Source organism: Pseudoalteromonas xiamenensis (assembly GCF_017638925.1).
Taxonomy (GTDB): domain Bacteria; phylum Pseudomonadota; class Gammaproteobacteria; order Enterobacterales; family Alteromonadaceae; genus Pseudoalteromonas; species Pseudoalteromonas xiamenensis.
Genome location: NZ_CP072135.1, coordinates 781092 through 804348 on the forward strand (window position 1 = coordinate 781092; position 23257 = coordinate 804348).

Annotated in this window: 14 protein-coding genes and 1 pseudogene; 10 read left to right on the forward strand and 5 right to left on the reverse strand. The window is 44.3% G+C overall.

Annotated elements, in window-relative coordinates:
* Positions 1-741 precede the first annotated feature (741 nt).
* The 8 genes from J5O05_RS21200 (at position 742) to J5O05_RS21230 (ending at position 12415) form a co-directional block, all read left to right on the forward strand.
* Positions 742-4434: a PKD domain-containing protein gene (locus J5O05_RS21200; protein WP_208844912.1), complete on the forward strand. Its 3693-nt coding sequence runs from the start codon at positions 742-744 to the stop codon at positions 4432-4434.
* A 13-nt stretch (positions 4435-4447) separates the two neighbouring features.
* On the forward strand, positions 4448-4915 hold the full coding sequence (locus tag J5O05_RS22235) for a hypothetical protein (protein WP_244370132.1): 468 nt from the start codon (positions 4448-4450) through the stop codon (positions 4913-4915).
* Positions 4878-6431, forward strand: coding sequence for a Hint domain-containing protein (locus J5O05_RS21205; RefSeq protein ID WP_244370133.1), 1554 nt, complete (start codon positions 4878-4880; stop codon positions 6429-6431). The genes J5O05_RS22235 and J5O05_RS21205 overlap by 38 nt, the downstream gene beginning before the upstream one ends.
* Positions 6432-6479: 48 nt before the next feature.
* Positions 6480-7721 (forward strand): internalin, encoded by a 1242-nt coding sequence (locus J5O05_RS21210; RefSeq protein ID WP_208844913.1) that lies wholly within the window; start codon positions 6480-6482, stop codon positions 7719-7721.
* A gap of 10 nt (positions 7722-7731) precedes the next feature.
* On the forward strand, positions 7732-8571 hold the full coding sequence (locus J5O05_RS21215; protein WP_208844914.1) for a GEVED domain-containing protein: 840 nt from the start codon (positions 7732-7734) through the stop codon (positions 8569-8571).
* Between the two features lie 11 nt (positions 8572-8582).
* Complete coding sequence (locus J5O05_RS21220) at positions 8583-9986, forward strand: hypothetical protein (RefSeq protein WP_244370134.1); 1404 nt, start codon at positions 8583-8585, stop codon at positions 9984-9986.
* Between the two features lie 150 nt (positions 9987-10136).
* Entirely contained in the window at positions 10137-11276 is a 1140-nt protein-coding gene (locus tag J5O05_RS21225) for a hypothetical protein (RefSeq protein ID WP_244370135.1), read from the forward strand.
* Positions 11277-11377: 101 nt separating this feature from the next.
* Entirely contained in the window at positions 11378-12415 is a 1038-nt protein-coding gene (locus tag J5O05_RS21230; protein ID WP_208844915.1) for an NAD(P)H-dependent flavin oxidoreductase, read from the forward strand.
* 67 nt (positions 12416-12482) lie between these two features.
* Here the strand turns inward: J5O05_RS21230 and J5O05_RS21235 are convergent, their stop codons facing one another.
* Positions 12483-13523 (reverse strand): M28 family metallopeptidase, encoded by a 1041-nt coding sequence (locus J5O05_RS21235; protein WP_208844916.1) that lies wholly within the window; start codon positions 13521-13523, stop codon positions 12483-12485.
* A 112-nt stretch (positions 13524-13635) separates the two neighbouring features.
* Positions 13636-14529 carry a LysR family transcriptional regulator gene (locus J5O05_RS21240; protein ID WP_208844917.1) on the reverse strand — a complete coding sequence of 298 codons (894 nt, stop codon included), beginning with the start codon at positions 14527-14529 and terminating at the stop codon, positions 13636-13638.
* A 119-nt stretch (positions 14530-14648) separates the two neighbouring features.
* Between J5O05_RS21240 and J5O05_RS21245 the strand changes: the two genes are divergently transcribed.
* Complete coding sequence (locus tag J5O05_RS21245) at positions 14649-15797, forward strand: S-(hydroxymethyl)glutathione dehydrogenase/class III alcohol dehydrogenase (protein WP_208844918.1); 1149 nt, start codon at positions 14649-14651, stop codon at positions 15795-15797.
* 58 nt (positions 15798-15855) lie between these two features.
* On the forward strand, positions 15856-16695 hold the full coding sequence (fghA, locus tag J5O05_RS21250; protein WP_208844919.1) for an S-formylglutathione hydrolase: 840 nt from the start codon (positions 15856-15858) through the stop codon (positions 16693-16695).
* 132 nt (positions 16696-16827) lie between these two features.
* On the opposite strand, the gene J5O05_RS21255 is transcribed toward fghA, so the two are convergent.
* From J5O05_RS21255 to J5O05_RS21265, 3 genes and pseudogenes are all read right to left on the reverse strand, one after another.
* A complete protein-coding gene (locus J5O05_RS21255; RefSeq protein ID WP_208844920.1) occupies positions 16828-18993 on the reverse strand; it encodes a M3 family metallopeptidase in 2166 nt (721 codons plus the stop codon).
* Positions 18994-19857: 864 nt separating this feature from the next.
* Positions 19858-22077 (reverse strand): catalase/peroxidase HPI, encoded by a 2220-nt coding sequence (gene katG, locus J5O05_RS21260; protein WP_244370136.1) that lies wholly within the window; start codon positions 22075-22077, stop codon positions 19858-19860.
* Between the two features lie 184 nt (positions 22078-22261).
* A pseudogene (locus J5O05_RS21265) lies at positions 22262-23247 on the reverse strand (glutathione S-transferase family protein).
* Between the last annotated feature and the right edge of the window lie 10 nt (positions 23248-23257).

A 23257-nucleotide genomic window follows, 5' to 3' on the forward strand; every position in this document is an offset into this window, starting at 1 on the left:
TTAGATTCTAACTAAATGCTGGGTTAAACCAGCATTTTTCTTTTCCAGCAATGAAGTAGCCCAAGCATTTCGTGCGCGTTTACTACGTTCCTTTTCTCCCATTTGCATTTGTTAAAAGCTCAAATTCCACATCGTCACTTTACTAAGAAAAGTGGTCAGTTAAGGCCTACCTCAAGCATTTCGAACGACGAGTTGAATGCACATTGGGTATTACTGTGACTCGCCATTTCAGTTTCTGGCTAATCGCACATTGCACTGCGTAATCCTTCACTTATCAGTTCAAAGTTTTTGAATAGTCCTTCAAGAAAGCGTGGCTTACTTGTACCTTATTTGTGTTGTTTGTTGAAATATTGGAAACCAATATTCCATAGCGTAATAACTTATTCCTTTTATTAAGTGAAATTATGGTCCGATCAATTTGTAACCAAAACAACATTATCCTCAATTAGCGTTGTGAAAAATGCATTAATAGATTTGTGTTATTACTCTATTAATTATTCGTTCAATTCGATTAAACCCTTATTTATAAGGGTTTATAGATCATTTCGTGATTCAAAATAAATTTTCTTTTATTACATCGAGTTAATAAAAAGTTAATCAAAGGTTATTTTAAAGGCGATTTTAATCCGATATATTGAGTGAAAACTCAGCATCGAGCGTGGGTTCTATTTTAAATACCAAGTTGTCTCAAAGGTTTGCTTTGAAGTTGGAGGAAGTTAAGACCATTTAAATGGAGTGAGTATGCATCGGGTAAAGTACCTCTGTACGTTAATCGGGTTATTAGCAACCCAAGCTTCAGCGGCAGACAAAATCCCACTTTTCAATCAAGTTGAAAGTGCTAAACGAATATTTGATCTTGAACAAGTACGTTCTCAACAAGTGAGTTCAAAGCCTGTTGTGGCATTGACGAAACTACAAAACCATCGTGTTTCGACAGGATCGGCTGCGCAGAATTATCAATTCAATGTGCTAAATGAGCAGTCTATCGATGCTCAAACTATTCTCACCGTGCAGCAAAGCTACAACGGTTTACCTATTTGGGGCCATGAGCTTGTTTTGCTTCTTGATAGTAGAAAACAGCTCGAACAGGCATACGGCTCACTGGTAGAAGGTTTGAAAGCCGATTTACCTGAGTTTCGCTTAGCGTCAAACGACAAGCTGGCGCAAATGCAGGCGCAGTTCATTGCAACGTTTTATCAAGATAACGAACGCGTTTTCCGTAATGAAACCGTCTCTCAAGTTATTTTCATTGATGAAAGCAACGTCGCCCATCATGCTGCAATGATCCAATTTTTCACTGATGTAGTGAGTGACAAGTCACATCCTGAAAAAGTCATTGCCTTTGTTGATATTTCAAATGGCAAGCTACTCTCGAAATTTGACGGTTTACACCGCTTTGACGTTGAAGGAGGAAGCGGTCCGTCTGGTAATGCTAAGGTCGCTCGTGATGATTATCAGCAATCTGGTTATGCAGCCTACCCACCAACCACCTTTGTCGTTCGTTTAGAAGCTGAAGGACAAGGCAGCAACTGTTATTTTGACGCGAAGAATGTTGAAACGCGTAATTATGCGCACAACATTAATGCCGTGACTACGCCCTATCGTTACGACTGTACGACGTCAACCCGCAATGATTTTCAGCCATTCCATAGCGCGAATAACCCGCTCAATGATGCGCATTTTCATGCTCAAACAGCAAGTTTAATGTATGAAGCCTATCTTGGACACAAGCCATATTTTGACCAAAAAATCGTTCAAAATGTGCATTATGGCATCAACATGGATCAAGCGTTTTACGAAAATGGCCAAATTTACCTAGGCGACGGCGATTTTCTATTTTACCCAATGGTTGCGCTTGATGTGGTTGCACACGAAATATCACACGGGTTTACGGAAGAGTTTGGTACGTCAACACCTAAGTCTATGTTGACTGGTCAAGCTCGTGCAATTAACGAAGCCTTTTCAGATATGGCGGGTGAAGCGGCGGAATACTTTCTCAAAGGCACGAACGATTGGCTAAGTAATACAGAGGCCTATCGATTAGATGAGGCTTTGCGTTATTTCGCAGAACCAAAGAAAGATGGTGCATCTATTGATCACGTTGATGATTATGACAACAGCATATCTGCTCATCATGGTGCTGGTGTATTCAATCGTGCATTTCACTTTTTAGCCACAAACAAGATGGGCGAAGTAGAAAGTCCATGGACAACGAAATACGCATTTATTCTTTTTGCTAACGCCAACAAATACTGTTGGACGGCAAACAGTACTTACGAAAGCGCTGCGGATTGTGCATTCAGACAAGCCAGTTCAATTGCAACCTTGCTCACAAATGATGGTGTTAAAAAGGCTGATGGTTCATCTTGGAAAACGTTTGAACTGAAAAACCACATTCGTAAGGCCTTTGCTCAAGTTGGTATTTCGCTAGACGTAAACAAAGGTGTTGAAGCTGAGTTTGGTTACGATCGTCGTTTCTTAGCATATCAATTTAAGAACTTAACGAATTTCGATGGCAATGTCGTAGAGGGAAGCAGTGACGCAACAAATTGGCAATGGCATTGGGATTTTGGTCATGATGGTGCCACAAGTAATGCGATTGCCCCAACCCATACTTTCCCTGCTGCCGGCGTTTATACCGTTACGTTAACGGCAACGTCGCCGCAAGGTGTGAGTGATTTGTACCAACTGAATGTCACCGTAAACGACTCGTACTGTGCTGCAAATGGCGTAAATCACGATAAATACTTTATTTCAAAAGTGACGTTAAACGGTACTGAAAAAGCATCAGGCTCAACGGGCTATTCCGATTTTTCGGCAAACCCTGTGATCCTACAAGATGGAAATAAGTTAAATGTGACCATTGAGGCGGGTAGTCATGCCGATACGCAGGATAAAACCAAAAACTTCTATGTGTGGCTTGATAAAAACGACGATGGACTATTCGACAAAAACTCAGAACTTGTTTTATCGGGCAGTAATAAAACGACGTTCACTGGCAGCTTGTCGCTCACAGGTGAACTCGACAAAGTGTATCGTCTTCGCACCGCCGTATCGTTTGGCTTACTTAAGCAAGCCTGCGGTGATATCTCTTGGGGTGAAATCGAAGATTACAGCGTACATTTAATCGAAAATACCACACCCGTTACGCTTTCTATCCAAGAAGCAATGGGCGTGAATTTGGTGTCGTTTACGAACAACACGATTGATGCGCGCATCGAACATTGGCGTTGGAGTTTTGGTGATGGGGTACAAAGCTCGGATAAATCACCTACGCATGAATATAGCCGAAGTGGTGCCTACGAAGTTGTGTTACGCGCGCTAGATAAACACAGTAACGAACTGGCTCGTTGGTCAAAAACAGTCAACTTTCAAACTCAAATTACACCGCGTTTTGAGTATTCTGTTACGGGTAAAACATTGAGCGTCAATGCGAATTCCAGTGTCATGCCAAAAGGCAGTACGGTGTATTGGGAATTTGGTGACGGCTTTACCTCTACGCAAATACAGACTTCCCATACCTATGTTGAAGAGCGCGCCTATAACGTTACATTGACGGTGCGCCATGACGATGGCGATAAGCAAACAAGCAAAGAGATCACGCTCGGTGAAGGCACATTCAAGCCACAGCTTACGCACACGGTGAAAAAGCTCGACAATGGTCAATATGAAGTGGCATTCATCAATGACACGCAGAAGCCCAGTGATCTTAGTAGTTCTTATAAGTTAATAAAACTAATCTGGAATTTTGGTGATGGTTCACCAGTTCAAGAAGTCTCTAGTTACGATTTTGGCAAAGACAACGTGCATGTCTATGACGCAGGTAGTTTTACACCATCATTGGAAATTAAGTATTACAACAAAAATTGGGATTACGTTTCTGGCACTACGAGCTTGCAACTTGAGCTTAAACCGGATGAACCAATTGCGTATTGCCAAGCAAGTGGTTTCACGGAATACGAGCACATCAAGAATGTAACGTTTAACCAAGACGGGCCGTTTACGAATAGCGAACTGCCTGGCGTTGTAAATCCAAACAATCCTATTCGACTCTATGTTGGTCAAAACAACACTTATCGTATCGAAGCGGACTACGCAGGTAGTGACAAGTTTGCTGAGAACTATCACGTTTGGATAGATCTTAATCAAAACGGGCAATTTGGTGATGGAGATTGGCGAAATGACAAGTCAGAACTCATCATCGCGGATTTTGATAACACAACACAAGATTTTGGTAACGGATTCGTGCAAGGCACATTCCAATTGCCAGCCAACTTAATCAAAACAGGGACTACACGTACACGTATGCGTATTTTGCAGTACTACGATTTTAGCCGAATCAACAGTATTGACCCTTGTTCTGACTACAGCAGTTCTGCGACCCCGGGAAGCGGAGAAATCGAAGATTATCTCGTTGAAATCATAAAAAATTAAAGGAAATATACTAATGAAAAAGCCTACGGTTAAACAGTTTGTACCGATGCTCTTGGCACTCTCTGTCAGTCACGCTTTAACGGCTTCTGCAACGGAAGTGGTTGATGCAAAGGATGCGGCAAATGTGATGTCTCATTCTACAGGTCCTGCCGCGTCTAAAGGCGCTGAGATTACAAAGCGAAACGAACAAGGTGTTCGCAAGTTGGATATGACCAATCCACAACATTACAAGTTGGCAAAAGAGCGTTTAAACCGCGCAAATCGCCCAGCGAGTAAATTCCCGCAATTGCACAAAACGCTGGATGAACTACGTACGCAGCAATTTGCAGCAAAACGTGCCGCGGCAATGACAACAGCAGAAGCGTTGCCACCCGTAAGCGAAACGGAAGTGGACGTGATTAAAGAAGCGCATTTGTTCTTAGACATGAACATTGCGGTATCTAGTGACAACAACGAAGCTCTATTTGATGGTTCGTGCTAAAAGTTCACGTTTTGGCGGCACGAAAGCAACGTACATTGACATCTTACTTGAAGATGAAAACGGTAATCAGCTTGCGCCGCTTGGCAGTACAATGAACGTATTAGATGGTAAAGATACTTTGGCAACGTCAGTGGTTTCATTGAAAACGCTGAAACAACAGTTCCCAAATGTAGAAACTATTTATGCAAGTTCGTATGTTGAATTAGAGAATGAAGATGGTTCGATTAGTTCAACGATCAAGTACACTGAATACCCATTCTCTTGGGATCACATCGGTGCAGCTTATCAAACGGCAGGCTTAAATTCTGCAGATAAAATCGCGGCAAAAGACGAGATGAAAATAAACTCGGTACTTGAAGACGGTCGTCCTCGCTATACCGCAGTTCACCCAATTGACCACAACAACGATGCGGTGATCAAAATCTGTTTGAACCGTCAGCACGCTGACTGTGACTACGCGCCGGATCAAGTTGGTAATGCCAACGAAATTACTAACGTAAATATCCCGTTCAACGGCGAAATTCGTGTTGGTCATGAAATTACAGAAATTTACCCAACAGATTTACCGATTGACCAACGACCTAACGGCGTAGATGAACTAACCAACATCTATCTTCAAGAAGGTAACTACGGTGGTGCAACAAAACAAAGCTACCGTGGTCTTGGCAGCACAGTGAAGCACTTCTCTGATTACCTTGAAGTGGAAGTAGACACGGTAAACAAAGAATCAATCATCCGTTGGAATATTCCTCGTGCGGAAGGTCGTTTTGGTAATGCGAAACTGTTCTCAAACATCGCGCAAGCTAACTGGTACATGACATTCGCAGTAAAAGGTTTCCCTTACTTCAAACGTCGTGGAAGCACAGCACAGCCAAAAGCATTCCAAATTTCAATTACCTCTGAACAAGCTGCGCGCTTTGGTAACTACTACAGTGAAGTATTGCCGCTGATGAAATTGGGCTATAGCTGTTTAGCAACGGGTACGTTGATCACGATGGCGGATGGTTCACAACAAGCAATTGAATCAATCGGAAAAGGTGACCTAGTACGCGGTGCACTTGCGAGTAATCCTCACTTAACGGAAACAATGAAAGTGGTGGATGTGTCTGTTGGTATCGAAGCTATCAAGATGTATCGCATCAAGGGCAGCCACGGCACGAACTTGTTAATGACCGAAACTCACCCAGTGTCGACAGTGAACAAAGGCATTGTTTGGGCAAAAGAGCTGGTAGCAGGTGACCAAATCTTAACTGAAGAAGGTTCAGTATTGGTGACTAAAGTAGAAACTGAAAGCTACAAAGACAAAATCTACAACCTACGACTAGCACCAAATGAAGGTTCAAAGTTCACCGAAGCGCGTAACTTCGCCATGTTCGCTAATGGCGTAGCGGTGGGTGATCTTGGTACACAAGACGAGTTTAACTACAAAGACCAAAACATCCGTCTTTCACCTGAAGAAATCCTTCAAAAGCTGCCTGAAAAATGGAAAACAGACTACCTCAATAGCCTGAACTAAGCGCCAAGGGACCTGTGCTCACAGGTCCCCATTCAAAAGGAAATTAACATGAAATATCGATTATCTCCTCTTGCGCTTGCGCTAGGGGTTGGGTTCGCTGCTGCCTCTAATATGGCTGTCGCAGCACCTATGCCTGCTGAGTTAAATGCAAGTGCATCATCGTCTGAGTTGGATACCTTGAATTTAGGTACCGCTTACCACAGTGAAAAAGAAGGCTATTACGCGCTGCAAAGTGTACGAGGCAAAGTCGACGAAACCTACGGCAATACCGAAATGGACTTTGTTGTGGGTGTAGACATGAGCTATACACAGCTGTCGAATATGCTTGATGGTAATTTAGGCGCAGCACTCGACGTCCCAGTGATTAAAGTGGATGTGGGCGCAAGCTACTCGAAGCAAAATGCGGCCGACAATTACACAGGCACCTACACGCTGTTTCTATCATTAAAGCCGAAGAAACGTTTGCTTGTTGCTGATCCACAAACGGGCTATTTGCCAACACAGGCTGCTATCGACTTGGTCAACGAAAACCCGGGCGATAAGTTTAATAACGTTGGCAACGAGTTCGTTTCAGCAATGGAATACGGTTCACAAGTGATGGTGACACTGAAATTCCAATATAAAAACGACGAAGACAAAGTGAAGTGGGGCGGTCAGCTCGGTGTGGATTGGGCGGGCAAAGTCAGTGTCAGCGGTAAACTGCAAAAAGTAGACTCCGATGTTAAACGCAACATCAAAGTGACGGTATCGGCCTTGCAACTTGGTGGTGATCCGACGCAGTTACTTAGTGTTATCCCAAATCAGCTCGTAAACTGTACGATGGAAAATCCAACCCCGTGTTTTGACGTGTTTAAAAACACCATCGATTACGTGAAAACAAATTACGTTAAGCAGTTCAATGCATTAGATGACTATAACGTCACGAAAGTGTTCACTTCTAACTACAAGGATTCGGGTCCAAGCTTGATGAGCTTAGTACCAGAAGATACCTATCCTGCGAAAAGCATCCTAACGAAACTTGCCATGAAAAACATGAGTGACGCTTGGGTTGCCGCTATTTTGGATAACCGCCGCGCGGATAACCTCATTAACTACTACGGCAGTGAATTGAATAATCAACAGCGTTCTGCAATTGAACAAATACGTGATAACGCGTTGTTTAATTCGTTCATCTTGGCAGACGCAGTGGCGTACTGTAAGCGCAATCCAATCGGTAGTTACTGCAGAACGCGTGAGGTAGATACCCAATCTCGCCTCAATCAATACGACAAAAAATGGTTAGAGTTGTAAGGAGAAGCACATGTTGAAGCCATTATTATCCGGCGTAACCGTTGCAATGCTTGCAGCTACTATTACGCCAAACGCCTTCGCGACAGACACGGTGTTTGAATCACGCGATATTTTGTCACCATCACAAGCGCTTGGCCGCTACCAATGGTTGGAGAAGTGTTACCCGGGACTACTGATTGAAGTCGCGGATAACGTGTTTGACCCATCCAATCCAATTCCAAACGAAGAAAAAATCGCAAACCTAAAAAAAGCATTGCTGTATAAAAATGGGCAATTGCGTTCGGATGCTCGCTACATCACTTTTGGTGATGAGGAACAAATGAATCCAAAAAACTGGTTTGCAGGCAAAAGCCCCACTGATAGCTGTAATCAGATCCCATCGGATTACCGCATTAGTGCAATGATGATTTCTCCTGCTATTCCAACTTACTGCCCAACGAAGTCGCGTGAACGCGATTACGAACACATCAAGAAAGTCACGTTTGCAGGCCTTGAAAATAGCTCGACGAACACATTTTACAGTAACTATGTAGGTGAAACGGCGCGTTTGTACCGTGACCGCAGTTATGAACTTACTCTCACTCCTGGTTTCGCGACAGAAGAAACCTATCCAGAAACATGGCACGTGTTTATTGATTGGAACCTCGATGGCGATTTCAAAGATACTGGTGAATCGATTTTCGCGGGCGTTTCTGAACAGCCGCTCACTATCCAAGTAAAAGCGCCAGCGGGTGCCAAAGCAGGTGTCACCAAAATGCGCGTTACGATGGATTACTTAGGCGGTAACAATGACGCGTGTAAAGAAATTGATTCGGGTGAGGTAGAAGATTACCTCCTTTATTTGAAATAGAGGGTAAGAACATGAAAAAGACGACAAGTACGATTTTGCTTGCCCTAGCAGCAAGCAGCTCAGTCTTCGCAATGTCGGATGACAACAATGAAGTGAAGCTACTGCAAAAGGCGCAATCACTGAATACATTCCAAAGTGAAATACCAGGGTTAATGAACGACCACGTCGTGCTCGGTACAGCGTACAACAGTGACAAAAAACTGTTTTTAAATGTCCAAACTGTTGCCGGTAAAGTGTCAGAAACCATGGGTAACACGCGTGTTCAATTTGAACTAGTGAACAATGGTAGTTACGACGAAGTGTTAAGCCAATTAAACGGTAACGTGGATGTCGATGTAGGTTTTCCTGTTATTCGTGTCAGTGCAGGTGGACATTTAGCAAAGGAAATGGCCTCTACCGAGTTCTCTAATACTTATACGTTTCAAGCATCACTTACGCCGAAAAAGCGAGTGTTGCAACCTTTAGATGCAAACGCGGGCTTTACGTTAACGCCGTCTGGCAACACTTTGGCGAACGAGTATCAAAGTAAATTGATGTCGATGGCAGGGGATGCGTTCATCTCAGAAATTGAGTATGGGGCACAGTTGCTTATCAACATGAAAATTGAATACTTAAGTGAGCAACATAAGAGTGAAATTGGTGGCTATTTGGGCGTAAGTTACGGTGCTGGTAACATCGGCATTAAAGTCGATGGCAAGCTGAACTACATCGACGAAGACCTCAAGAAAAGCGTGCGTATTACAGTTCGCGCATTGCAAAAAGGTGGTGACCCAAAACAATTGCTGAACATCATTCCGAACAACATCATTACCTGTTCGCTTGATAACTACAAACCTTGTTTTACTTTGTTCGAGCAAGCGGTGAACTACGCGAAAAACGATTTTGGCGCGCAGTTTAACAGTCTTTCGGACTACAACGTGGTTCGTTACAAAGCGACACCTTATGAAGTGAGTTCATTAGATGTACGTCGCCTTGACTCCGGCAACCGTGACATTCGTTTTGAAACTACGTACCGCACACTTTGGCTTGAAGACCAATTTAAAAAGTCAGTAAACCATGAATATCGTGCTCGCGGCGTACTTGCACAATACGCAAGTTGGATGACAGAAGCGCAGCGTTTAAAAGCAGAACGTGTAAAAGACGCAGCCTACGGCAATGCTTGGATTTATGAAGAGCAGGCGCGCATTTGTCGTGACAACCCCTATGGCACAGCTTGTACGGATAGTTGGAATGATTATTTAGCAACCTGCGGCACAAGTGGCGTAAATTGTATCGTGGACTATAGCCTTGCCGATTTGAACATTCCTGCTGACAACATGACGCAATATTTTAAGTGTGAAAATGCGCGTGAGGCGACGGCAAACTTCGGTGTTGAAGACAACAACACGTCTTTAGGTTATCGCAATTTGGGTTGAGCTCCTACGTTCGTAGACCCAGATGAACCAGCAAAAGGCTTGATGGTTTGGCTCCCATGTAAAACCGCACTTCCTACCTACGGTACGTCTTTCGACAACTAATCAAAAGCGGGAGGGAAACCTCCCCTTTTCGAAGCTTTGAGGTCATTTATGTATAAAACACACGTCGCAGCCCTTTTTCTGCTTTTGTTTATTCAACCCTTTGCTTGGGGTCAATCTTTCTATTCGCTCGGTACTCAAAATGAGCAACTTGGACAAGGATTTGAGCTAGAAAACGGCATTACGAAAGAAGCGTGTCTGGATGGAGATTGGGTGTTCCAAGGCGGAAGTATGGGCGAATTGAGTTATCGAGGTGCGTTTGACTCAAATACCATGATAAATACCATTGCAGGAAGCGTCCAAGGCGGAATTAACTTAGTGATATTCGGTGGTTCGGTGAAGTTTTCAATGCGTCGCCGCGTGACCGAGAATCGAAATAGTGCAGCGTCAGTGATCGAACTTGGCTATGAAAAAGGCAGTTATAATTTCGAAAACCGAACGGTTAAGCCTGCGTTTAGCGACCTACTTAAGCACGATCCTTTACAAGCAAGAAATCGCTGTGGGAATAGCTTTATTCACAATATTCGATTGGGATCAAAGCTGTATGTGTCAGCTAAACTTCATTTTAAAACGCGTGAAGAATACGAATGGTTCCAGACTAAAATTAAAATTAAGGTACTGTTTTTCAAAAAAACGATAACGAAAACGAAAGAGTTTTTAGAAGCAACGAAAAACGCGGTGTACACCATTCAAGTCAACACGGATGGCGGAATGACCCCGAAGTTGGCTCAACTCACACAACATGGCCCTATGCACTGCAAAACCGACAACCTTGAACCGTGTATGGCGTTCGCCGATGAACTGTTTGGGTATTTACTTGATGGTGGCGATTATGGCCGTGATTTAACGGATCAACACCTTAACGTGATTAAATACGATGTAGAACGTTATGAAGATTCTGGACACTACGATTTAGCAAATGCTGGGACAATAGCAATCCCTACTCGATATAAAGAACTGTCAGCTCGTTTGCGTGGATACCAAGATCTGGTGTGGGATGAAATTGAGCGATTGTCTGCATTTGTGGCGGTCACAGACGATGCAACGGAGCGTACGTCGCTCGAAAGTCGATTACAGAGTAGACAGAATCAATCAACAACGCTCGCTGCCGCAAGTGACTATTGTGCTACCTTACCAGGCACGTCTCTGTGCGAGTCGCGTATCGAAGCTGCAATTGCGACAGTGGATTAATCTTTCTACACAATAAATCGTCTGTAAATAGACAGCGAAACGGAGTACATTGGTCCTAAATGACTGCACCTTGCCGCAGTCTTCATCATTAAAGGATTAATATGGATAACAATTTCAAAACCTTACTCGGTACGGAGTTACCCGTGATCCAAGCGCCAATGGCGGGTGTACAAAACAGCGCCCTAGCCATTGCGGTATCAAACGCAGGCGGTTTAGGTTCGCTCCCTTGTGGCATGTTAAGCACGGAACAAATAATCAGCGAACTCGAGCTTATGCGGGCCAACACAAATAAGCCTTACAATTTGAACTTCTTTTGTCATACCGTGCAACCATTTGACGAACTCAGACAAAAACAGTGGCAAACACGGTTACGCCCTTTTTTCAGTGAGTTAGATAGCGAATTTGATGAAAGCAAGAAAGGCAGTAGTCGTGTTCCCTTCAGTCATGAAGTGGCAGATGCCATTGAGGCATTTGCTCCTCCGTTTATCAGTTTTCATTTTGGTTTGCCAGAACCGAGTCTTCTCAAGCGCGTGAAAGCGTGGGGGGCAAAAGTGGTGTCATCCGCGACGACCGTAGAAGAAGCCTTATGGTTAGACGAAAACGGTGTCGATGGGATCATCGCGCAGGGCAACGAAGGGGGAGGGCATCGAGGGATGTTCTTGACTAATGACATTACAACACAGCTCAGTATGGCTTGCCTTGTCTCGCAAATTGTCGATAAAGTCAGTGTTCCTGTGATTGCCGCTGGTGGTATTGTGGACCGTAACACGGTTAAATCGGCATTCGCTTTAGGTGCGTCAGCCGTACAAGTTGGCACGGCTTATTTGCTATGCAAAGAAGCACTCACTTCTGATTTGCATAGAACGGCTATAAAAAGTTCAAGAGCATCACATACTGCACTTACGAATGTTTTCTCTGGGAAACCCGCTCGAGGCATTGTGAATAGAGCAATGATTGAGCTAGGTTATATGAGTGAACTTGCGCCGTCGTTCCCCTATGCATCGATTGAAATGGCTCAGCTTCGTAGCCTTGCTGAACAACGAGGGCTAGACGACTTTTCACCCTTGTGGTGTGGTCAAAATACGCGTGGATGCAAAGAAGTTTCGGCTGCTGAACTCACCCTTTCGCTGGTGGATTGAGTGAAGTAGCATGTGCTTTGCAGGAGAGTCTTCTTTTATCTTCATACTCTCCTGCATGCGATCACGGCTAGAGTGATTTCTTAATGACGTAGTTTGATAGTAATTCGACGTTTGCATCAAATTGGAGCGCGATTTTTTCTTTTAGATCACCAACCATTTGGGCATGCGAATCGTATGGTGTGTGCCAAATTTGGCCCCATTTCTTTTCTTCATTTCTGTCACAAGCACCGAGTGTGGCTTTGTCATAACACGTCCAAAACTTAGCCTCAGCCGTTTGCGAATAGCCGTCATAGCCATCTTTACCATAAAGCGTAAAGTTGGTGGCTTCGATGTAGGCCGTTGGAATGCCATTACAAGCAAATGGAGCATGATCGGACCATTCACCGGTTTCGCCTTCTGGATAATCTGCCGTTTTGGGATGTAAGTCATACTGGATGGTTTTAATATTCGCCGCGTCGACAAGCAATGTATCTCTGAGTGATTTACTCGAATTGAACTCGCTACCATTATAACGATCACAGGCGTAAGGTACGGTGTGTGCGCTATGGATATAAAGGTTGTCACCGCCAATGACAGTATCAAGGTTTATCATCCCGACGACTTTTCCAAGGCTTGCCTGCTTGGCACTTACGTAATGAATAGAGCCATGCAACCCCATTTCTTCGGCGCCAAACGAAACCAATCGAATCGTATAGTGGGGTGTTTTCCCGACCAAATTATGTGCTATTCCGATTAACGTTGCAGCACCTGAGGCGTTATCAGTAAAGCCACTTGAGCCTTCACGACTCGGCACGGAATCATAGTGAGCGCCGATGATAAGCACATCTTCTGATTTACCTTTTATTTCGACTTCAAGGTTGCGCGTTGTGAGTGTTTTTTCACCGAGCTGGAATTGAAATTCGTCTACTTGGGCTTGATAGCCAAGTTGTTGGTATTGTTCTACTAGCCACTGAGCTGCTTTTGCTTCTTCTTCCGTACCGCCAACACGATTACTGAACTGGGAAGCTAAGTCTACCATGGCTTCCCAGCCAACATTCTTTTGTGCGTAAACATTCAGACTAGTTAGGCTAAACAGTAAGCCAATGGTTAAAGGTTGGAGCGATCTCATTATTTCTCTTTATTATTGTTTGACCGTTTTCAGAAACGTACCACAGAGTGATTTAAAATAGAACCGCGTTGAGCGATGAATGACCAGTAAATGAATGTTGATTCAGGGAATATCATCGCGAAACTCTGAGTCCCTCGTTGCGTAATTGCTCTGCTAAAAAATCAATGAGCAAACGGACTTTTGGCGAAAGGTTGCGGTTTTCAGGGTACAGTGCCCAAATCCCCTCTAGTTTTGCGCGGTAAGGGCGCAAAATCTCGATCAATTGACCATTATCTAAATCGTCTTGAATATAATAGTCAGGTAATTGGATTAGGCCTAAGCCACGAATTGCGGCATCGCGTAGTGCGAACCCACTGTTGCACTTTATTCGGCCAGAAATGCGCATTGATTTCTCTTTCCCTGCTTCATCAAAACGCCAATAATCAATTGTGCCACTTAAGCATTGGTGATGTGCCAATTCCGACAGCGTATGCGGCTCCCCATATTGCGCGAGGTAATCAGGGCTTGCACAAACATATAATTGCCGGCTTGATAGGCGTTTGGCGATTAAGCTGGAATCAGCAAGTTTGCCCAGTCGTACGGCGATATCAATACCTGATTCGATTAAATCAAGACGTTGATTGGTTAAGATAAGCTCGAGATCTACTTGAGGATGAAGTTGTAGAAATTGGTTGAGTAGCGGCGCAAGGTGTTTTTCACCATACGTCACGGGCGCCGTGATTTTAACTAGTCCCTTTGGCGCAGTTTGCATTTGGGTAACTGCGAGTTCAGCAAGTTCAAGACCATCGACTAAGTGTTTACATTTTTGGTAGTAAAGCATGCCAGCTTCGGTTGGCGTAACTTTTCGCGTGGTACGATTCAAAAGCTTCACGGCGAGTCGTTCTTCTAACATTCCAACTTTGCGGCTTATTTGAGCTACAGACGTATTTAATTTCTTTGCTGCTTGCGTAAAACTGTTTGATTCCGCCACCGCAACAAATTCACTCACACCTTCCCAATTTGCCATTTCAACATGCCATTATTACGTATACGTAAAAATAATTTTCAATTTAGCCATATTATCAATAAATGTGAAATAGCTATACTTGATAGCATAAATATTCTTATTGGTAGAAGGAAACCGTAATGGCATTACATCTTGAACCTGGACAACAGTTTATTAAATCAAAAGCGGCCGTCGCATGGGCCGCTGGTGAACCACTTAAAATGGAAGAAGTGGACGTACAACTACCGAAAAAAGGTGAAGTGTTAGTTCGTATCGTCGCCACAGGGGTTTGCCATACCGATGCATTCACGCTGTCTGGTGAAGACCCAGAAGGTGTATTTCCTTCTATTTTAGGACACGAAGGTGGTGGCGTGGTTGAAATGGTGGGTGAAGGCGTCACGAGTGTGGCAGTTGGCGACCACGTTATTCCTCTTTATACCGCAGAGTGTCGCGAATGTAAGTTCTGTAAATCGGGTAAAACCAACTTATGCCAAGCGGTACGTGCAACTCAAGGAAAAGGGTTGATGCCAGATGGCACGACTCGTTTCTACAAAGACGGCCAACCTATTTATCACTACATGGGTTGTTCGACTTTTTCGGAATATACTGTTTTACCTGAAATCTCGTTGGCAAAAATCAACAAAGCAGCGCCACTCGAAGAGGTATGCTTGCTAGGTTGTGGTGTTACAACTGGCATGGGCGCGGTACTAAATACGGCGAAGGTAAAAGCAGGTGACACGGTGGCGATTTTTGGCCTTGGTGGTATCGGCTTATCTGCAATCATTGGTGCACGCATGGCGGGTGCAAGTCGTATTATTGGTGTCGATATAAATGAAAGTAAATTTGATTTAGCGAAACAGCTAGGTGCGACGGATGTCATTAACCCACAAAAATTTGATAAACCAATCCAAGACGTAATCATTGAAATGACCGACGGTGGTGTCGACTTCTCGTTCGAGTGTATCGGTAACGTAAACGTTATGCGTCAAGCGCTGGAATGTTGCCATAAAGGGTGGGGTGAGTCTGTGATCATCGGTGTTGCGGGTGCAGGTCAAGAAATTGCAACGCGTCCCTTCCAATTAGTGACAGGTCGAGTTTGGCGAGGTTCTGCATTTGGTGGAGTGAAAGGCCGTACTGAGTTGCCAGAAATTGTTGAGCGTTATTTAGCTGGTGAATTCGGCTTGCAAGAGTTCATAACGCACACAATGAGTCTAGACGAGGTGAACACCGCATTCGACTTAATGCATGAAGGTAAGAGTATCCGCTCTGTCGTACATATGGATAAATAACTCAATTTACTTATGGATAAATTGCAGCGGCCATGGTCGTCTGCGTGTTGAGGTTACAATGACAATAGAAAATGTAAGTCAAAACAAGGTGTTTGGTGGTTGGCATAAACAATATACCCATCACTCCAATGTGCTTAATTGTGCAATGCGTTTTGCCATATTTTTACCACCTCAAGCATCAGACGCAAACAAAGTTCCAGTATTGTATTGGTTGTCTGGACTGACGTGCACAGATGAAAATTTTATGCAAAAAGCTGGGGCTTTTCGTGTGGCTGCTGAGCTAGGTATCGCGATTGTAGCGATGGACACCAGTCCCCGTGGTGATGCGGTTGCAAACGATGACGGCTATGATCTTGGACAAGGTGCAGGGTTTTACGTCAACGCGACACAAGCGCCATGGTCTGAACATTTCCACATGTATGATTACGTGACGAAGGAACTGCCATCGCTTATCCAAACGCATTTTCCTGTGTCTGAGGTCGCATCTATTTCAGGGCATAGTATGGGTGGGCACGGTGCGTTAACGCTTGGACTTAAAAACACACAGCAATACCGTTCTATTTCTGCGTTCAGTCCAATTAGTAATCCTACGCAATGTCCGTGGGGACAAAAAGCATTCACTGCCTATTTTGGGAATAACGTAACGCGTTGGAAAGAGCATGACGCCAGCATTTTGCTGTCACAATCAACGGGTGAAACGCCCATCTTAGTTGACCAAGGTGAATCCGATCCATTCTTGATTGAGCAGCTCAAACCCTTGGCGCTGGAGGCGGCAGCCGAGTCGTACAGCGGTCGATTTGAGTTACGCTTGCACGCAGGTTATGACCACAGCTATTACTTTATTGCGAGTTTTATTGAAGACCATTTGCGTTTTCACGCGGAATATTTGTTTGATTGAATTGGCATGAACTAAACACGTGTTGGTAGGCAAATTGTAAATGAGAAATGAAAAGCGGTGCTTGATTCAATCAAGCACCGCTTTTTTTAACGTTGCGAAAACGGTGTGACGTGGCACACCTTACGCCGTCTATTATTCCGTTACAGGAAAACCACGGTCACGCATTAACGCATTTACTTCTGCATCACGGCCGCGGAATAAGCGATACGCTTCTGCAGGATCCATCGCGTTACGTACTGAGAATAGATACTTTACAAGACGAGCCGATACGTCTTTGTCATAGAAACCACCTGGCGCACTTGCAAAGGCCTCTGCCGCATCAGACGTAAGTACTTCTGCCCACAAATAACCGTAATAGCCCGCTGAGTACCCTTCGCCTGAGAAAATATGGCCGAAGTGTGTGCTGCGATGACGCATGACAACTTCACTTGGCATACCGAGTTTCGTTAACTGCTCTTTCTCAAATTTCTGTGGTTCAATCTTCGCAGGATCGGTTGTGTGGTACAGCAAGTCCATGATTGCAGATGCCATGTATTCCGTTGTACCAAAACCTTGGTTGAACGTTGCTGAGTTCTTAATTTTTTGAACTAGTTCAGCCGGCATTGGTTTGCCCGTTTCATGGTGAACCAAGAATTGGCTGATCACTTCATCCGTTAACAACCAACGCTCAAGCAACTGAGATTGGAATTCCGTATAGTCTCGAACGCCTGAGTGTGAAGTTGGGTAAACGACGTCTGCTGACAAGAAGTGAAGTGCGTGACCAAATTCATGGAAGTACGTTTCCGCATCTGACCAAGAAATCAAGGTTGGTTTTCCTTCTGCGCCTTTCACGAAGTTAGAATTGTTTGAACTCAACACATTGGTTTCACCATCAAACGTGGTGTAACTGCGGTAGGTGGTCGCCCACGCGCCAGAACGTTTGCCTTTTCGTGCGAATGGATCAAGATACCAAAGACCAATGTGTTTACCTGTGGTTTTGTCTTTCACTTCCCATACTTTTACGTCTTCGTGGAAGACAGGAACTTTACCTGCAGGCACTTCAGTAAATTCAAAGTTAAATAGGCGACCAGCAACATAGAACATCGCTTCGCGTAATTTATCTAGCTGCAGGTATTGCTTCACTTCATTTGAATCGAGATCGTATTTATCCTTACGCACTTTCTCTGAATAGAAACGGTAGTCCCACGGTTCAATCTTAATGTTTGCACCTTCTTTGTCGGCAATCGCTTGCATATCAGCGACTTCCTCTTTTACGCGAGCAATGGCGGCTGGCCAGACTTTGTTCATCAGACCCATCGCATTTTCGGGTGTTTTTGCCATACGATCTTCTAAACGCCACTGTGCATAGTTCTCATAGCCGAGTAACTTAACGCGTTCATTACGAAGAGTAAGGATTTGTTTAATAACGGCATTGTTATCAAATTCATCTCCGTTGTTACCTCGGTCGTAGTAATTGCGCCATACTTTTTCGCGCAGTTCACGCTCAGTTGAGTAGGTTAAAAACGGATCCATCGAAGAACGTGAATTGGTAATCGCGTACATACCCGCGTGTTCACGCTCAGTTGCTGCTGCCGCTGCGGATTCGATAAATGATTCAGGTAGGCCTGCTAACTGCTCTTTTGTTAAATAAACAACGTAGTTTTCTTCATCCGCTAACACGTTGCTCGAGAATTTCGCATGCAGTGTCGCAAGTTCTTGGTTTATTTCAGCATAACGCTTCTTAGCGTCGCCTTGCAGCGTTGCACCGTTACGCGCATAGCCGTTATAAGTTAGCCAAGTGACGCGTTGTTGCTCTGGCGTTAGCGACTTGAACTCGTCACTTTCGTAAACCGTTTTAATGCGTGAGAACAGCTTTTCATTTTGCGTGATTTTAGAATTAAATGCCGCGAGTTTAGGGGCCATTTCGCCTTGAATTTGACGGAATTCAGGGCTAGATACGTTTGAAGACCAAATACCATAGTAGGTAAAAACGCGCTCCAGCGTTTTACCTGCACGCTCTAATTCGGCAATGGTGTTTTCAAAATTAGGCGCTTCACTGTTATTCGCGATTTTGTCGATTTCAGTTAAGTTTTCCGCCATCGCCATTTCAAGTGCAGGTTTGAGTAGGTTCAAATCCATTTTATCGAACTGTGGTACACCTTGATACGGGCCTTTAAATGGTTCTAGTAATACGTTCTCAACGGTTTGTACTTGTTCTGCTGTCGCGTTTGCTGTTTGCTGAGATTCCACTGGAGCTTGGCTGCATCCAGCAAGCGCAGCAACAATCGCTGCAGAAAGGAAAGTCATACGAAGTTTCATGCAATTTCTCTTTGTTATTATGATTTGGGGATTGAAAGAGCAGTGTATGGATTCGAGGGAAAAGTGCAATGGCTTTGCGTTGGAGTGACAGCATATCTAGATAAGCGTTCTAAGTTAGTAAAATTTTGCTCTGGCTAGTATTCATGGGGTCGTACAGATAGCATGAAAAAAATTGAGAGAATTTAACTAGTTACTGTAAAGGGGGTTTACAGTACAAAATTTTACTAACTTTGCCTCTCCAGTTAGTAAAAAAGCGATCCAATGTAGAATAAAGTTAACTTACTGATAAATAACACTAAAGTTATATGTTTTGCTCTTCCACCCTTTACTCTCGTAGTTACAAATGTAACCTGCAACCTTGCTAGAAGTAAGTAACGACGGTGTCTCTAGACCTGTTCGAAAGGATAGATCACTTTTTTACTAACTAAAATGATCGTTGGGTTAGTAAAAAAGTGATCTGTGTCGATGTGAGGAGGCAATTTTGTTCAAAAACCAGCGGATTTTGTGGCGCAGATCACAATTTTACTAACGTGGTGATGGTTTAGGAGGCACTTTTTCTGTATTCCATGGTGAAATGGGGTGTCGTAGACCTAAAAATGAGAGAAATAGGTCATACAGATCACTTTTTTACTAACTTGGACGTACTTCATCATACAAGGTAAGCGCTTTATTAAGCCGCAAAGACCATTACTTAGTAAAAAACTGATCTCTACGGAGTCTCTATTTTTGCTAGGCCAAGGCAATCTAACGCGAAGTTTAGTTGGTAACGCATCCCACTGGTGGTGACAAGTGACGAGTAATAAATGAAAAAATGAACAGAAAGAAAAGCCTACACCCGTTGAGGTAGGCTTTTTACGTACTGAATTAACGTAGGTCGAAGCGGTCTAAACGCATCACCTTTACCCACACTTCAACAAAGTCATTTACAAACTTCTGTTTGGCGTCATCAGAAGCATAAACTTCTGCAATTGCGCGTAGTTCTGAGTGTGAACCGAAAATCAAATCAACAGGTGTTGCTGTCCACTTGAGTTTGCCCGTTTTACGGTCGTGACCTTCGTATAACCCTTCCGTTGCTGATTTACTCCAAGTCGTAGACATATCGAGTAAATTAATGAAGAAGTCATTCGTTAGCGTCCCCGGTTTATTCGTAAATACGCCATTTTTAGAGCCTTGGTAGTTTGCATCGAGTGCGCGCATTCCACCCAGCAACACCGTCATTTCAGGCACTGTCAGGCCAAGCATGTTGGACTTATCAACCAACATTTCTGTCGGTGACATAAATGCGTCCATGGTGTAATAGTTTCTGAATGCATCTGCCTTTGGCTCAAGAACCGCAAAGGAGTTAATGTCGGTTTGTGCTTGAGTTGCGTCTGTACGGCCTGGTTTAAAATCAACCATGACGTTCACGCCGGCTTCGCTTGCGGCTTTCTCCACCGCTGCGCTGCCACCAAGTACGATTAGGTCAGCAAGAGAAACGTGTTTCTTGCCTGCATGCTTATTAAACGACTGTTGTATCGATTCAAGCTCAGCCAACACTTTTTTTACTTCGGTTGGGTTGTTCGCTTCCCAATTGATCTGGGGTTCTAAACGTAGACGACCACCATTTGCGCCGCCTCGCATATCCGTTACTCGGTGGCTTGACGCCGCTGCCCACGCTGTTCGGACAAGTTCAGGCACACTTAAACCGGATTTCAATATTTGCGCTTTCAATGTTTTTACATCGGATGCCGTAATGGGGTTGTAGTCAGCGACAGGCACAGGATCTTGCCACGAGAAGACTTCACTTGGTACTTCCGCACCGACGTAGCGAGCACGAGGCCCCATATCGCGATGAGTCAATTTGAACCATGCTTTTGCAAACGCATGTTCGAACTCTTTTGGATCTGCTCTAAAGCGTTCAACAATTTGTTTGAACTGCGGATCGAACTTTAACGCTAAGTCTGTCGTGAACATGATAGGCGCATGGCGTTTACCCGCTACGTGAGCATCCGGTACTAAGTTCGCCGCGGCTGCATTGTCTGGGATCCATTGCGTAGCACCGGCTGGACTTTTCGTGATTACCCAATTGAAATTCATTAGGTTATCTAAATAGTTAGTAGACCATTGAGTTGGTGTAACGGTCCACGCACCTTCAAGACCACTTGTGGTCGTGTCTTCACTATGGCCTTTGCCACATTTGTTTTTCCAACCAAAGCCTTGGTCTTCAATTGCAGCGGCTGCGGGTTCTTTGCCGGTGCAATCGGCCGGTTTCTTAGCCCCGTGCGCTTTACCAAAAGTATGACCCCCTGCAATTAACGCAACGATTTCGTCGTCGTTCATCGCCATTCGGCCAAAAGACATTCGAATATCCTGCGCAGCAAGCAATGGGTCGGGCTTACCATGTGGGCCTTCAGGGTTCACGTAAATCAAGCCCATTTCAACGGCCGCAAGGGGGCCTTTTAACTTACCTTTATTGTCACGGCGTTCGTCTTTTAAGAAAGCAGTCTCAGGACCCCAATACACCAAATCAGGCTCCCAGTCATCCGCGCGGCCACCGGCAAAACCAAGCGTTTCGAAGCCCATAGATTCCAGTGCAACGTTACCAGCTAAGACCATTAAGTCAGCCCAAGAAAGGCTCTTACCGTACTTTTTCTTTACAGGCCAAAGCAGACGACGTGCTTTGTCTAAATTCGCGTTGTCAGGCCAGCTATTAAGCGGATCAAAACGTTGTTGACCGCCAGCCGCACCACCGCGACCATCGTGAATTCGATAAACCCCTGCGCTGTGCCATGCCATGCGGATCATTAACGGTCCGTAGTGACCCCAATCAGCAGGCCACCAATCTTTGGAATCTTTAAGTGTTGTTTCAATATCTTGTTTTACTTGCTGTAAATTTAACTTGCTGAATTCGGCAACGTAGTTGTAATTCGTACCATACGGATTGGATTCTGCGGCGTGTTGTCGAAGTGGGCTTAGGTTGAGTTGCTCTGGCCACCAAAACTGGTTGGTTTTTGCTTCATTGGTCATGCTTGCATAACTTGGTGTGGCAAAAACCGACACCATAATCGCTACAGCAGACAGCATGTGTTTCTTCGTTGTTCTCATATCGGTGCTTCCTAATGTGAATCGTTCTCAGTTCGAATTGAACTTTAGTTCACCTTTTAATGAGTTAACATCGAGAAAAATGAATCACAGCATTCGGAAAAATTGATAGCACAAACAACTTTATACGAATTTTCGGGACATTCTTTAGAGGCGGTGGGATAGCTCCACCGCGTTTATTGTGTTGCTATTGAGCAAGCAATGCACGATTGTGGGGTCGTGATAGATTGAGTCTCTGGCCCAATTGGTACTACCTGAGTTGGGTTAATTTGGGTATGGCTGAAATAATAGTGGCGCTTAATGTGCGTTAAATCTGTGGTGTCAGCGACCCCTGCAACTTGGTATATATCACGCAAATATTCACTTAAGTTGGGATAGTCTTCAATACGACGCAGATTGCATTTGAAATGCCCAACGTAGACGGCATCAAAACGCACCAGTGTTGTAAAAAGACGAATGTCGGCTTCCGTAAGTGTATTGCCTAGCAAGTACCGTTTCGTTGAGAGAGCGTTGTCTAACGTATCAAGCGCTGCAAACAACGTGTCAAATGCGTTTTCATAGGCGTCTTGTGTTGTTGCGAAGCCGACTTTGTATACGCCATTGTTCACGTTGTGGTAAATGAACTCATTAATGTCATCAATTTGAGTACGTAATGCTTGGGGATAATAGTCATCGTCGTTGTGAGTCAGAGAATTAAAGGCAGTATTAAACATGCGTATGATTTCACTCGATTCATTACTCACAATACGCTGTGTGTGCGTATCCCAAAGTACAGGCACGGTGACTCGACCAGAATAGGTTGGGTCATTTTTTACGTATAATTCATGTAAAAAATTCAGCTGGTACAACGCATCGCCTGAGACTCATTGCGTCCGTGTCAAAACTCCAACCGTGAGTCAACATATCTGGGCTTACTACGGACACATCAATGTACGTTTCAAGCCCTTTTAACTTTCTCATGATCAAGGTGCGATGTGCCCAAGGACAAGCAAGCGAAACATATAAATGATAACGGCCTTGTTCCGCTTTAAACCCAGCTTCACCGCTTGGCCCAGCTTCACCTGTGTTTGTTACCCAGTTTCGCAATTTTGCCGCTTCACGTTCAAATCGACCATTTGATTTTGATGTGTCATACCATTTGTCATGCCACACCCCATCGACTAACAGTCCCATTTCAATCTCC